Below are 13,588 nucleotides of genomic sequence, written 5' to 3' on the forward strand. Positions count from 1 at the left end.
GGCATCCCACTGGATAACCGTCGGCCACGCCTGACGGTAGCCGTGGTCTGACCGGCAGACTCTGAAAGTTCCTAGTTTTTTCATAGACACTATTGCCGTGTCGAACAGGAGACGCAAACCAATCTCTTCGTTATGGCGATATACCACAAGGAGTCTAGATGCGTGATTCTGATGACTGCATGGCGTCAACATTACAGTTCGGTCACGTTCGAGATGGTCGTCAAAGAAATTTGTTTGACCCGTCACTTCCATCGAGGCTCATGCGAAGAGGCAGGCTCTCGACCGGGTGTTGTCAACTTGCCGAGCGTGAGACGAAAAACCGGCAGCTGTCTTGATCGTTTAGAAAGCGGTCGACGGACGCGATAGTTCAAGACTGATGTCACAGTCTGCGGCAGCACCGGAACTGGGCGCTTTTTACGCACTTCAAATGCTTTTCCCGCAGTAAAGACTTCGGCCCGCTTCCGATCGGCAATACAGTTTTTCTCAAACGTATTGGAACTTGGCGCCTCGTGCTATTTCCTAGTGAAAACGGCAGACCCGCCGCGTGGATCGCAACCGACATCGACCGCTTCCAAGACGGCAACCTCGCCAATCACTGCGATGTCCTTCAGGACGAAGCGACCACGGCCCAATCCGTTAGTGGCCTGCCGATGTTCGGCGACCTGTTTCCTGCCTGACCACGGATGCACCAACAAGGATACGACTATGAAACTCACCGGAAACACGATCTTCATCACGGGAGGCGGTTCGGGCATCGGCCGCGGGCTTGCCGAGGCGCTGCACGGGCGCGGCAACAAGGTTATCATCGCCGGCCGCCGGCGCGGCCATCTCGACGAGGTGATTGCGGCGAACCCCGGGATGGCTGCGATCGAACTCGACATCACCGATCCGGCCAGCATCGACCGGGTGGCGGCGCAGTTGATCGCGGACTATCCCGAACTCAACGCTCTGATCAACAATGCAGGCATCATGCTGCTGGACCAGGTCGGCGGCCGGATCGACGATGCGCTGATGGTGTCCACCATTACGACCAACCTCATGGGGCCGATTCGCATGACGTCAGCGCTAATCGATCACCTCAAGACGCAGAATGACGCTGTGGTGGCCTATACGAGCTCGGTGCTTGCTTTCGTGCCGTTGGCCGCGGCCGCGGTGTACTCGTCGACCAAGGCGGCACTCCATTCGTACATCCTCTCGCAGCGCTTGATGTTGCGGGATACGAAGGTTCGCGTGCTCGAGATTGCACCGCCGTGGGTGCGCACGGACCTCATCAACAGCCGCGAAGCCGAACTGGCGATGCCGCTTGACGCGTTCATCGCCGAAACGATCGCTGTCCTCGGTACCGATGCGGATGAGGTTCTGGTTGAAGGTGCCAGGCCGCTGCGAGCGAACCCCGGCCCCGGCGAACAAGCCGTCGTCCATAGCTTTAATGCGCAAATGACGGAAGCCCTGTCCGGGTCAACCTCAGACGTCGCTTGAGCGACCGCTGATCCCGGTGCCACATGTGAGTTCGTGAGGCATCGTCCACTATTAGACGTGCTGGACGCGAGGACTCGTTAGTGGCTTGCATGGCGAGGTCCTCGGCCCCATGTAAAGAGGTGGTCGGAGGCACGATAGCATGTAAGACGAAAAATGCGAGTCGTGTGAGTCTGCGATAGCTCGAGAAATGAACTCTATGGCCATACTGCTTGATTCCGTCGCAGTAAGGCGGTTCGCGCAGAAGCGATTTGTAATGTACTGCTTATGAAAGCAAAGATTAGAACCGCCGAGCGGCTGTTAGCGAGAAGCGTCGGGCAGCGGCCTTGTCGCGCTTGGCTGCAAGCAGGAAGTCAATGGTCGTGCTCGCCTTGATTTTGCCGTCAAGGCAAAGTGCGGCGGTCCTGCGCAAGGGTCACGACGATGAAGGCCACGCTGCACAAGGTTGCGACATAGATCGCGGGCACCATTGTGCTGTTCTTCAGAAGCAGCGAAACGATGATCCGCGTCAGTCCGCCGAAGAGTGCTTACGCGACGTTGTACGAGAACGAGATTCACAAAAAACGGACCGCAGCGGGAAACGCGTGGATCTTCACGAACGGGATCGCGCCGACTATTCCGACCAACAGGATATCGAGTTAAGCGCCGTGCTGATCGACTGCTCCGCACAGCAAATAAGACTCGCCGCGCAGCGTAACAAACACTTCGTCCATATGCCAGGTGGTATCCGGCTTTCGGCAAACCGCTTTTAGGCGATGCGCGAAGCGTTCTGAGCGTGCCACGCGCACTCGCGGGATCCAATCAATCACGTCCGGATCTTTCCGTGAAGCCCAGAAAACGTTTTCAAAGATGAGTCGCAGGATTTACCGCCTTACATCTGACACGGAAGATTAATGTCGAATCGCATTACCAGATTTTTATGGATCCAGGCCGGGAAAATCGGCAAAACAGGCGATTGCGGTGACGCGCAAGCGTTGCTGGCAGTATGACTGGGTTGTTGAGTTTGACATCAAGGCGGCGTTCGATCAGATCATCATGACGTCCTGCTCAAGGCGGTACGCAAGCACATCAAGGTGGATTGGCTTCTGCTGTATATCGAGCGATGGCTAAGGTCTTACGGGGCGTCTTGCCCGTCATGGCCATCGTGGTCGTCTCAATTTCGGTCGCCGAAGTTTACCTCATCGCCTTAGCGCGACAGAGCCCTCCGGGATCCCCCTCGGCGGCCATCCGGGTCTGCTCAGCCTCAACGGCCTTGCACGGAACATCTGCGCACGCGAGGCCATTGCGGCGCAGTCACTGGTGGTCAAGTCTGTGCGTACGTTGATCTGCGCACTATTCCGGTCGCACCTGCCCCGTGAGCTCCGCACTGGCGAAAATCTTTTCGGTCGCGCCGAAACTGGCGATTGCCGCCAGCCCCAGGAGCGCCAGCACGCCGCCGAACCAGAAATCGGCGGAAATGCCGACCCGGTCGACCACGGTGCCACCTATCGAGGAGCCGACAGCGATCGCGACCTGGATGATGCCAACGAACAGCGCGGACCCCGCCTCGGGCAGATCAGGCGTTGCGAGTTGCATCCACACGCTAAGACATAGCGGAATGGCGCCGAACGCAACGCCCCACACGAGTATGGCAACCATCACCGCAGGCTCGGAATGCCGCAGCAGCGGCATCGCCAGTAATGCGAACATGAGCAGTGACACGACCATCACCAGTGACGCCTTCAGCTTGCGCGTAACGATCGCTGAGAAAGCGAAGTTGGAAACGAACCCCACGAAGCCGAACCCGAGCAGCAGCAAGGTAATGCTGGACATGCTGAAGCTGGCGTTTTGCAGCAGGAACGGCGCAACGTACGTGTAGGACGAGAAGTGAGCGCCGAAGATCAGGGCGACCATCAGCAAACTTCTACGCGGAAGAGCGCGTCGGCATAGCGTGACCAGATCCGCCATCCGCAACGCTGCCGTCGACGGCAGCGAAGGAATCAGGAAGGCCTGCGCGGCGAGCGCGACGGCCACCAGCACGCCGGTCGCCATGAACGACGTGCGCCAAGACGCCAAGCCGGCGATGAAGGTGCCGAGCGGTACTCCGATCACCGTTGCGCATGTGACCCCGGTGAGGATTGCCGCTGTCGCCTTTGCGGCATCGTGTGACCGTACCAGCCGTCCAGCAGCCGCCAGCGCAAGTGTCCAGAATCCGCCCAGACTCGCGCCGAGTATCGCGCGACCCAGCAGCATGAACGCAAAATTGGATGCGAAGGCCGATATCAGATTGGACGCCAGTAGCAATACCGACAGCATCAGCAGGATCCGGCGCCGGTCAATGCGTCCGGCACCCAGCATCATCCCCGGCGCAGAAAGAGCGGCGATAACGCCAGGAATGGTCACCATCAGCCCAGCAGTGCCGGGCGTGACTCCGAGATCCCGGGCAATCTGCGGCAGCAGACCAACGGGCAAAAACTCCGTTGTGACAAACGCAAATGCGCCGATCGTCACCGATCCCACTGCAAGCCACGCGCGCAAAGGGGACGAGTCGCCGCTTTCCGGCGGATCGTTACTCGCCGGCTGATTCTGTTCCATCATCATGATTCTGTTTTCTGTCTGCGTATGGGTGATCGAATGTTGGGACGGGCGCCGCGGCGCCGTAGGTCCAGTCGTTTGGGGGGAAATCACATCAAAGAAAAAGCCCTGTTTTCGGGGCCGTTGTTCATCGATGAACAGGCGACGTTCTCCGAGTTTTCACGACGCTCAACGATAAATGATGTTTGTGACGATAACCTGCGAAGCGTGCGCCTCTTACAACCGGCCGGTCGCGGGCGTACTCAACGTCGTTTGTACTGCCCGGCTCACACACATATCGATCGCCCGCCGCTAAAAGGGACGACACCATATCACCTCTTCGACTGTCGTGCTGGATTGGAGAGCGCTTCAAAAAGTAGTCATCAGAACGCTAAAGCGTTCGCCAGCAGTGGTCGTCGGTCCATTAACAAGTCAACCATCGACACAGCTTGTTCGCCTGGCAACCGACGAGCAGTTCGAGAGAACTGCCGCTTTCACCATCAATGACGGCAGTGAATGGCCTCAAGCCCCAACGAAAGCGTGGCGTCCTGATCGTTTCGAACTTAGGCTGAGGCAGCCGCGACACTTGGCCGCGCTCCCACGCGAGCGCGCCAGTCTTTGAATGAACTCGCAACTTAAGCAGTACTTCTCACATCGATCGTCTTTCGTCCGCGAGCCTTACTGCGACACAACCCTTTTGGGTCCTCATCCATTCGTCCCCCTGAATTACAGCTCGGGTCTATATCCAAGCCCTACTGTACTGAGTTGCCTTGCAAACGTAAGTCAGATTCGACTCCCCCAGAACCCTGAGACCGCGTTGGGCCGAGCCAAAAGCAAAGGCTGGGCCATGCGCTGGGGCTCATCGAACTGTTAGAGACCCATTGATCTCCGACGTCGCCGCCGCCGTTTGCCCCTGTCGAGGCGTCGCAACGCAACCGCGCGCCGTGTAATCAGTTATTAAGCTGATGATAAGCTTTTACTCTTTATCCTCTTGAGGCGCGCGCAAGCAAGGTCGTTATCCCCGCATTCAAATGGAGATTGAACATGTCGCGTTACATCACTACCCGTACCGCCTTGGCCGTTACTACACTGACTGGCGTTGTTGCCATCGTTCAGGCCGTCACATCGCATCGCAGCGGCGTGAATGCAATCGAGCCGGCGCCGAACAGCGCAATCGAATCAACGGATGCCGGAAGCCCGCTGCTGTCCCAGGTGCAGCTTGCGGTACTGCTTGAAGGGTTCGATTGGCAGGAGCCATTGGCTGCAATCCGCTCAGCCGGCGTGCAATAGCGCATCCAAGGGCCGCACCCGTCGCATTAGCGGCGAGCTGTCCCATCTGGAGACGATGGGACGCCAGGCCGGAGGCGATGCGCCGCCGCGCTTTGCCATTTTCAGGCGCTACATGGATTCACCTAAGTGACTCGTTATGTGGCGGGCAAGGACGTCGAAGGTGACAGGCCGCTTATGGGCTTGCGGTCATCTAATTGTGCAGCCGGATCTTGCGCTTTCCGCCGGGTCGCGCGCGGCGCATAGGCGCCGCCACGCACGATAGGCCTCTTTCGTTTTACAGGCTTTCGGCTTATCTGCAGACTTCGCCTGGTACGCCGCCCAATCGTGGGCGAGAACCTTCTCTTCCCGGTCAGTAAGTGGCGCGTCGGGCGGCTTACTGTGGTAAAAGAGCGCGGCAACTGCAACGCCAAGCCAGGGCTGTTAATTTCTCGTGGCTCCGCAGAGGCAGCGTCGCAAATGTTCAAAGTTCAGCGCGTTGCGGTGCCGCTCGATGGTGATGCTTCGGCCTGATGTAGCCCGCATGCAGTTCAGGGCGATGGAGCGCAGGCGCGCCAGAATTCCGGGCTTGGTTCGCGTCGAGCAGTGATCCTCTCGCAAGGCCACATGGCGCACATGATGATTCTGGTTCTCTATTGACAAGTGGCAACGGATGGCCATCTGACAGGTTGCGGCGCTCATAACGGATGTACTGACCCACCATGCGGTCTCCGCTGGTGCGGACCCAGCCGTCAGTGTGGTGGCGGCGTTCGACCGAACGCGAGCCGCTGACGAACTGCCGTACCAGCGGCTGCGAGCCCATCTTCCAGCCAGTATTGCGGCACACTCCAGATACTCACGATACACGTCTCGCTACGGCTGTACCGGCTCGGATTGTCTGGACACGGTTTTGCAACGCAGGCGGCCTCTTTCAGGGTGGCTGCCTGACGGGCTTCATGGGGTAACTGAAGCCCGGTTTTTCGAGACGCCAGTGGTGATTGTAACCATCCTTGAACTCGACGACCGCAGTCCGGACTTTCTGAAGATTCCTGACGATGCGATCGGGCCATTTTTTTTCGCCGCACGTTACACTAGCCGCGAAAATTCCGGGAACCTCACTTGGCAAAAGTCTCCACGATCCGCGATGTCGCCGAATTGGCCAACGTGTCCAAGGCGACGGTCTCGCGTTACCTCAACGGTACGTTGACGCTGCCGGCGGAAACCAGGAAGCGCGTCGACGATGCCGTGATCGCCCTCAACTATCGGCAGAACAGTCTTGCGCGGCGTCTGAGCATCGGCAGCAGCGAGACCATCGGCCTCGCGATGCCGGACGTTGCCAACCCGTTCTTCGCGGAACTCGCCGACGCGGTCGAGGAAGCCGCCTCCGAAGGCGGCTTCGGACTGTCGCTGTGCATCACGCGCAACCAGCTCGAACGCGAAGCGCTCTATCTGAGCTGGCTCGACACCCAGCATCTGGACGGCCTGATCTTCGCCACCAATCGCCCCGACGACGGCTCGCTGCAAAAGCTGATCGGCGAGCGCAGCAACATCGTGCTGATCGACGAGGACGTACCGGGCGTCGATGTGCCCAAGGTATTCGTCGACAACGCCGAAGGCGGCTATCTGGCCACCAAACATCTGATTGACGCCGGCCACACCCGCATTGCGCACGTCAGCGGACCGGAAACGCTCTTCACCGTGCGGGAGCGTCTGGCGGGCTACCGGCGTGCGCTCGACGAGGCCGGCCTGCCGTTCGACGCGTCACTCGTGCTGTTCGGCGCCTACGACCGCCGCTTCGGCCAGGTGGCCGCTGCCGAACTGATTGCACGCAAGACCGCCCCCACCGCCGTCTTCGCCGGCAGCGACTATCTTGCGGTTGGCATGCTGGAGACGCTGCGCGACCGCGGGTTTGAAGTGCCGCGCGACATGTCGATCGTCGGCTTCGACGACATGGAATTCGCCCGTCTGCTGATGCCGCCCATCACCACGCTGCGGCAGTCCGCGCGCGAACTCGGCCGCGCGGGCGTCGCCATTCTGCTGGCCATGCTCGCCGCCAATCAACGCGAGGCCGCGGGCGCAGCAGCCGCCCTTGCTCCCGGTGCGGCGCTCGGTGCACCGGTACATCGCCTGCCGGTGCGGCTGATCGAACGCGCGTCGGTCGCGCCGCCGCGCACGACTTAGTCTCCTTTCGTATTTACCCTGGGCTTTATTGAAACGGTTGACATCCCAATACTCTCCACTTAACTTCAATAAACCGGTTTACAAGAAGGCGGGCGCAATGCTGGTTGCGTCCTTTGAAAGTCTTTTCCACTCGCGGGACGGCGCCATTCCACGGGCCACTCCGCTCACTCAGAAAAGGGATTTCGATGAACTCACCACATCCTTTGCGCCGGCTCGCCGTCACCCTCTTCGCGCTGTCACTCATCGGCTCCAGCGGCAGCGCGTTCGCCGCGGACAAGAAGATCGCACTGGTGCAGATCAACCAGGAGGCACTCTTCTTCACACAGATGGACCAGGGCGCGCAGGCCGCCGCGAAAGCAGCCGGCGTCACCCTTGAGATCTACAACTCGAACAACGACCCCAACGCGCAGAACAACGCCATCGAGACGTATATCCAGCAGAAGGTGGATGCGATTCTCGTGGTCGCGATCGACGTAAACGGCATCAAGCCCGCCATCAGCGAAGCGAAGAAAGCCGGTATTCCGGTGGTCACCATCGACGCCATCGTGAACGGCGACAACGCCGTGCAGGTGGGCGTGGACAACAAGAAAGTCGGCGTGGATATCGGCAAGTACACGGCGAACTACATCAACAAGAATCTGGGCGGCAAGGCGCAGATCGGCGTGGTGGGCGCGCTGAATTCGTTCATTCAGAACCTGCGGCTGGACGGTTTCAAGGAAGGTGTCGCAACGGCACCCGGTGCAAAAATCGTGTCCACCGTCGATGGCCAAAACGTGCAGGATCAGGCGCAAACTGCAGCTGAAAACCTGATCTCGGGCAATCCGAATCTGCAGATTGTCTATGCGACCGGCGAGCCCGCGCTGATCGGTCTGGTCGCAGCGGCTTTGTCGCAGGGCACGACGGATCATCTGAAGATCGTCGGCTGGGACCTGAGCGCGCAGGCCATAAAGGGCATCGACGCGGGCTTCGTCACCGCCGTCGTGCAGCAGGACCCCGAAGGCGAAGGCAAGGCGGCAGTTGGCGCCGCGCTCAAACTGATCGCCAAACAGCCAGTCGAAAAGAATATCTCGGTGCCGGTCACCATCGTGACGAAAGCGAACGTGGACAAATACCGGGCTATCTTCAAGTAAGTCCAAGCGGGCTTAATCGAGCAGCAGGTGCGGCGGACGAGGACATGCAGATGAATAGCGTTGCCATCCCTCCACGCGTACGCATGGAGAACATCATCAAGAGTTACGGCGCGGTGCAATCGTTGCGCGGCGTGAACCTGGAAGTGGCGCCCGGCGAAGTGCTGGGGCTCGTCGGCGATAACGGCGCGGGCAAATCCACGGTATCGAAGGTGCTGGCGGGTACGGTGATTCCCGACGGAGGTCGCATCGAAATCGACGGCAAGCCCGTGCATTTCACGGAGCCCGGCGACGCCCGCGCGCATCACATCGAAATGGTCTATCAGGACCTGTCGCTGTGCGATACGGTGGATGTGGCCGGCAACCTGTTCTTCGGCCGCGAGCCGCTGCGCCGCGTGCTCGGCATTCCCATGCTCGACCACGCGAAGATGCATCACGACGCCCGCGAAATGCTGGATGGTCTCGGCATCCGCATTCCGAACACGCATCTCGATGTCGAAAACCTCTCGGGCGGCCAGCGTCAGGCGATTGCGATTTCACGCGCTGTGTCGTTCGATCCTAAGGTGTTGATCATGGACGAACCGACTGCAGCGCTCGCCGTGGCCGAAGTCGAAGCGGTGCTCGAACTGGTTCAGACCATCAGCCAGCGCGGCGTCAGCGTCATTCTGATCAGCCATCGGTTGCAGGACCTGTTCCTCGTCTGCGACCGGATCAGCGTGATGTACGAAGGACAGAACGTGGCGGATCGCAAGATTGGCGAAACGAATCTGGAAGAAGTCGTCGATCTGATCGTCGGACGCAAATTCAAGGCGCGCTCGGCGCGCGCGCTCTCGGAGGACTAGTCGTGGAAATCGCCATGCACAAGGAAAAGGACCAGAAAGCGCCGCGCCGCTCGTTGCAACATCTGTTGGGCGGCAATGCGGGCGTGGCCAGCATTGCGGTGTTCTTCGTTTGCTGCGCCGTCGCTTTCAGCTTCGCCACCGATACCTTCCTCACCACCGGCAACCTGCTGAACGTGCTGCGCCAGAGCGCACCGTTGCTGATCGTCGCGACGGCGATGACGATCGTGATCACCACGGCTGGCATCGATCTTTCGATCGGCTCGACGCTTGCGCTGGTCGGCGCACTCGCCGCCATTGCGCTCCACGCGGGAATGTCGGAGAGTGTCGTCTTGATAGGCGGCCTCCTGCTCGGCGCGCTGATTGGAGCGATCAACGGCTACTTCATCGCGTGGGCCGGCATGCCCGCGTTTATCGTGACGCTCGGCACCTTGTCGGTCGTGCGCGGTCTTGCGTTGCTGATCACGCAAGGCTATTCGGTGCCGATCGAAAACGACGGCTGGTTCGTGCAACTCGGGCGTGGTCATATTCTCGGCGTGCCGATGCCCGCCATCATCTCCGCCGTAATCCTGTTCGCCGGCTGGTTCACGCTGCGTCATATGCGGTTCGGGCGTTATGTGGTCGGTATCGGCACGAACGCGGAAGGTGCGCGCCGCGCGGGTGTCAACGTGCGGATCGTGACGTTGAAGGTCTACATTCTCAGCGGTGCGGCCGCGGGGCTCGCGGGTCTCATTACAACGGCGCGGCTCGGTAGCGGTTCGTCGAATCAGGGCGTCGGTTTCGAACTCGCGGTGATCGCCGCCGTCGTGCTCGGCAGCACGAATCTGTTCGGCGGACGCGGTACGATTCTCGGTACGCTGCTCGGCGCGCTGACGATTGCCGTGCTCGGCAACGGGCTGATCCTGATCCACGTATCGCCGTTCTATACGCAGATCATTCAAGGCGCGATCATGCTGCTCGCCATCTGGATGAACACGCGGATCTTTTCACAGCGGCGCGGCAAAAAGGCTTGAGCGATGACGTCCATCTTCCGTCATGTTTCGCCGCTGCCGATTGGCGTGGACACCGGCCATGTGATGACCGTGCTCGGCCCCCTGCCGGTCGAGAAGATGGGCGTCACGCTGATGCACGAGCACATCCTGCTAGATGCCTCCGGCAAGTGGGTGCCGCCCTCATGCTGCGGCGACCGTCATATCGGCGAACAGAAAGTGCATATTGGCATTCTCGGCGCGCTGCGCATGAATCCGTTGATGAACCGCGACAACTGCCAGCTGTTCGATGTCGAAACCGCGATTGATGAGCTGATGCGTTTTGGCGAGCTGGGCGGCGAGACGGTGGTGGACCCAACCAATCTCGGCATTGGCCGCGATCCTGCAGCGCTGCAGGTCATCGCCCGGCGTACCGGCCTGAACATCGTGATGTCGACCGGCTTCTATCTGGAGCCCACGCATCCGCGCTACGTCAGCGAACGATCCATCGACGATCTAGCCGAACAACTGATTATCGAAGTGGGCGGCGCGGATCAAAAGCCTGATGTAATAGCAGGATTGATCGGCGAGATTGGTGTGTCCGCGGCCTTCACGGCCAACGAAGAGAAATCGCTGCGGGCCGCGGCGCGGGCCAGCGCGGCGACGCGCGTGCCGTTGTCGGTACATCTGCCCGGCTGGGTGCGCCATGGCCACCGCGTGCTGGATATCGTTGAAGCGGAAGGTGCGGACCTGCGTCACACCATCCTCTGCCACATGAATCCAAGTCACATGGATACGGAATATCAGCACACGCTCGCGCGGCGCGGCGCGTGGCTCGAGTATGACATGATCGGCATGGACTACTTCTACGCCGACGAGGCAGCGCAATCGCCATCGGATGAAGAGAATGCGCGTGCGATCAAGGCGCTGATCGACGCCGGCTTTATCGACCGTGTGCTGATGTCACAAGACGTGTTTCTCAAGACCATGCTGACGCGTTACGGCGGTTACGGCTACGGCTACATCCTCAAGTACTTCGTGCCGCGATTGCGACGCCATGGTGTGACGGATGCGCAGATCGAAACCATGATGATCGCCAATCCGGCAAAGGTCTTTGCGCGGCAACGCTAAGCGCGAGCTACATGTTTGTCGCACAACTCGGCAGCGCTCATTCGACTCATAAGCAAAATCGGTAAACCGGTTTAACGCCGCGAGGACTGCCGCCGACACGGCAATCCTCGCGCCTCACAGGAGATTTCGCATGACCCAATCCGCCCAATCGGCCAAGTCGATATTGCTTGCGGGGGAAAGCTGGACCAGCACGTCGACGCACATCAAAGGCTTCGACCAGTTTCCGACGGTGACGTATCACAACGGCGCAAAGCTCTTTCTCGATGCGCTGAAATACAGCCGCTATGCGATCACGCATATGCCGAGTCACGAAGCGCAGGAAGCGTTTCCGGTCACGCTCGAAGGACTGCTTGCGTACGACGCGATCATCCTGTCCGACATCGGCGCCAATACGTTGCTGCTGCACCCCGATACGTGGGCCAAAAGCCAGCGCACGCCGAACCGCCTGAAACTACTGCGCGAATATGTGAAAGCGGGACGCGGCTTGATGATGGTGGGTGGCTATTTGAGTTTTCAGGGCATCGCCGGCAGCGCGCGGTATCGCGGCACGCCGGTTGAAGAGGTGTTGCCAGTCACTTGCCTGCCCTACGACGACCGCTGCGAAGTGCCGGAAGGATTCACGCCGCAGATCGTCGCGCAGCATCCGATCGTCGCCGGACTCGGCACCACGTGGCCGCATCTGCTGGGGTACAACGAGGTGCAAGTGAAGCCGGGCGCGACCCTGATTGCGACAGTGCCGGACACCGGGCATCCGTTGCTCGTTGCCGGAGAATACGGCGAGGGCCGCACGATGGCCTGGACGAGCGACATGTCGCATCACTGGCTGCCACCGGAATTCTCGGACTGGGACGGCAATGCGACGCTATGGCTGAACTGTCTGGACTGGCTGACGTCGGCCGCGAAGTAATCTCCTCAGACGCAAGAGGAGCAAGGGTCCACCATGCACGCACCCGGTCTTACCGAACTGACTCGCAAGCTGGTCGCCGCCGACACGGTCAACCCGCCCGGCGACGAGCAGTGGGATCGGCTGCTGGAAGCGGTTGATCTGTATCGCGGCGCCCTCACCGATTGGGCGGGGCGATGAGCACAGCCGTCAGTCCCACGCCGCGCATCTGCGTGGTCGGAAATGCGGCGATCGATCTGAGCCTGAACGTCGCGCGCTTGCCGTCGCCCGGCGAAACCACGCTTGCTCTGGAAAGCACGTCCGGCTTCGGCGGCAAGGGTGCGAACCAGGCCGTGGCCGCGGCGCGCGCGGGGGCATCGACGCTGCTGTTTGCCGCTGTCGGCGAAGACGCGGACGGCGACCGGCTGATCGCGCAACTGAACGCCGAAGGCATTGACACGCGCCATTTGCTACGCATGCCGTGCCCGACCGATCTGTCCATCGTCACGGTAGATGCCGCCGGCGAAAACACCATCGTCACGCGCAACCTGGCGGCGGCCAACTATCGCCCGGACCGCTGTGCGTTGCATGAAGCTACGCGCGACGGCGACTGGATCGCGCTACAAGGCAACCTGAGCGCCGATGTCACCGCGGAGGTCCTGCGCACCGCGCGGCTCCGTGCGTGCCGCACGCTGCTCAATCCTGGGCCGGTCCGTTTCGATTGCATGCCCTTGCTGGCCGACCTGGATGTGCTCGTGGTCAATCGCGTCGAAGCCGCCACGTTGACCGCGCTGGACGACCCAGCGCTCGCCGCTGCCGCGCTGCATTGCGCCGGCGCGCACGACGTCTGCGTCACGCTCGGCGCGGACGGCGTACTTTGGTGTGGTAACCACGGCACCCGGCATCTCGCAGCAGTGCCTGCTGAAGCCGTCGATACAGTCGGCGCCGGCGACGCCTTTTGCGGCACGCTACTCGCCGCGCTGGCGCTCAATCTGCCGATGCCAAACGCGTTACGCTGGGCGCAGGCGGTGGCCGCTTACGCGGTCGCCCGACCCGGCGCGCAAGCGAGCTTTCCCGAGCGCGCCGCGATGCACGGGTTGCTGCACGGGGCAGTCCCGCAGTGTGTTCTTTCGTCAGTCACCTACTCTCAGGCTCGTTGAATCG

12 protein-coding genes and 1 pseudogene are annotated in these 13,588 nt (G+C 60.7%); 11 read left to right on the plus strand and 2 right to left on the minus strand.

Going from position 1 to position 13,588, the window contains the following annotated elements:
- Positions 1–509: 509 nt before the first annotated feature.
- Positions 510–677, plus strand: a complete 168-nt coding sequence (locus RW095_RS05710; RefSeq protein WP_317015041.1) for a hypothetical protein — start codon at positions 510–512, stop codon at positions 675–677.
- A 28-nt stretch (positions 678–705) separates the two neighbouring features.
- Complete coding sequence (locus RW095_RS05715) at positions 706–1,479, plus strand: SDR family oxidoreductase (protein ID WP_317015042.1); 774 nt, start codon at positions 706–708, stop codon at positions 1,477–1,479.
- Between the two features lie 638 nt (positions 1,480–2,117).
- On the opposite strand, the pseudogene RW095_RS05725 reads toward RW095_RS05715, so the two are convergent.
- Positions 2,118–2,240, minus strand: a pseudogene (locus RW095_RS05725) (IS6 family transposase); the annotation flags it as partial.
- Between the two features lie 568 nt (positions 2,241–2,808).
- Positions 2,809–4,056: an MFS transporter gene (locus RW095_RS05730; protein WP_317015044.1), complete on the minus strand. Its 1,248-nt coding sequence runs from the start codon at positions 4,054–4,056 to the stop codon at positions 2,809–2,811.
- Positions 4,057–5,073: 1,017 nt separating this feature from the next.
- Here RW095_RS05730 and RW095_RS05735 point away from each other — a divergent pair.
- The 9 genes from RW095_RS05735 to RW095_RS05775 all read left to right on the plus strand — a co-directional run bounded on the left by RW095_RS05735 (position 5,074) and on the right by RW095_RS05775 (position 13,584).
- Positions 5,074–5,319 carry a hypothetical protein gene (locus RW095_RS05735; protein WP_317015045.1) on the plus strand — a complete coding sequence of 82 codons (246 nt, stop codon included), beginning with the start codon at positions 5,074–5,076 and terminating at the stop codon, positions 5,317–5,319.
- 1,095 nt (positions 5,320–6,414) lie between these two features.
- Positions 6,415–7,476 carry a LacI family DNA-binding transcriptional regulator gene (locus RW095_RS05740; protein WP_317015047.1) on the plus strand — a complete coding sequence of 354 codons (1,062 nt, stop codon included), beginning with the start codon at positions 6,415–6,417 and terminating at the stop codon, positions 7,474–7,476.
- A 185-nt stretch (positions 7,477–7,661) separates the two neighbouring features.
- A complete protein-coding gene (locus tag RW095_RS05745) occupies positions 7,662–8,606 on the plus strand; it encodes a substrate-binding domain-containing protein (RefSeq protein WP_317015048.1) in 945 nt (314 codons plus the stop codon).
- A 50-nt stretch (positions 8,607–8,656) separates the two neighbouring features.
- Complete coding sequence (locus tag RW095_RS05750; protein ID WP_317015050.1) at positions 8,657–9,445, plus strand: ATP-binding cassette domain-containing protein; 789 nt, start codon at positions 8,657–8,659, stop codon at positions 9,443–9,445.
- Between the two features lie 2 nt (positions 9,446–9,447).
- Complete coding sequence (locus RW095_RS05755; protein WP_317015051.1) at positions 9,448–10,455, plus strand: ABC transporter permease; 1,008 nt, start codon at positions 9,448–9,450, stop codon at positions 10,453–10,455.
- 3 nt (positions 10,456–10,458) lie between these two features.
- A complete protein-coding gene (locus RW095_RS05760) occupies positions 10,459–11,541 on the plus strand; it encodes a phosphotriesterase family protein (protein ID WP_317015053.1) in 1,083 nt (360 codons plus the stop codon).
- Positions 11,542–11,671: 130 nt separating this feature from the next.
- Positions 11,672–12,448 (plus strand): glutamine amidotransferase, encoded by a 777-nt coding sequence (locus RW095_RS05765; RefSeq protein ID WP_317015054.1) that lies wholly within the window; start codon positions 11,672–11,674, stop codon positions 12,446–12,448.
- Positions 12,449–12,481: 33 nt separating this feature from the next.
- Positions 12,482–12,625, plus strand: coding sequence for a hypothetical protein (locus tag RW095_RS05770; RefSeq protein ID WP_317015056.1), 144 nt, complete (start codon positions 12,482–12,484; stop codon positions 12,623–12,625).
- Positions 12,622–13,584 carry a PfkB family carbohydrate kinase gene (locus RW095_RS05775; protein ID WP_317015057.1) on the plus strand — a complete coding sequence of 321 codons (963 nt, stop codon included), beginning with the start codon at positions 12,622–12,624 and terminating at the stop codon, positions 13,582–13,584. Before RW095_RS05770 ends, RW095_RS05775 begins: the two co-directional genes overlap by 4 nt.
- Positions 13,585–13,588 lie beyond the last annotated feature (4 nt).

Origin of the sequence: Paraburkholderia kirstenboschensis (assembly GCF_032806925.1) — a bacterium.
GTDB lineage: Bacteria > Pseudomonadota > Gammaproteobacteria > Burkholderiales > Burkholderiaceae > Paraburkholderia > Paraburkholderia kirstenboschensis.

Excerpts from the sequence above, each read along its gene's own strand:
- RW095_RS05715 (WP_317015042.1), top strand. The coding sequence starts at position 706 with ATGAAACTCACCGGAAACACGATCTTCATCACGGGAGGCGGTTCGGGC.
- RW095_RS05730 (WP_317015044.1), bottom strand. The coding sequence starts at position 4,056 with ATGATGATGGAACAGAATCAGCCGGCGAGTAACGATCCGCCGGAAAGC.
- RW095_RS05735 (WP_317015045.1), top strand. The coding sequence starts at position 5,074 with ATGTCGCGTTACATCACTACCCGTACCGCCTTGGCCGTTACTACACTG.
- RW095_RS05745 (WP_317015048.1), top strand. The coding sequence starts at position 7,662 with ATGAACTCACCACATCCTTTGCGCCGGCTCGCCGTCACCCTCTTCGCG.
- RW095_RS05750 (WP_317015050.1), top strand. The coding sequence starts at position 8,657 with ATGAATAGCGTTGCCATCCCTCCACGCGTACGCATGGAGAACATCATC.
- RW095_RS05760 (WP_317015053.1), top strand. The coding sequence starts at position 10,459 with ATGACGTCCATCTTCCGTCATGTTTCGCCGCTGCCGATTGGCGTGGAC.
- RW095_RS05765 (WP_317015054.1), top strand. The coding sequence starts at position 11,672 with ATGACCCAATCCGCCCAATCGGCCAAGTCGATATTGCTTGCGGGGGAA.
- RW095_RS05770 (WP_317015056.1), top strand. The coding sequence starts at position 12,482 with ATGCACGCACCCGGTCTTACCGAACTGACTCGCAAGCTGGTCGCCGCC.
- RW095_RS05775 (WP_317015057.1), top strand. The coding sequence starts at position 12,622 with ATGAGCACAGCCGTCAGTCCCACGCCGCGCATCTGCGTGGTCGGAAAT.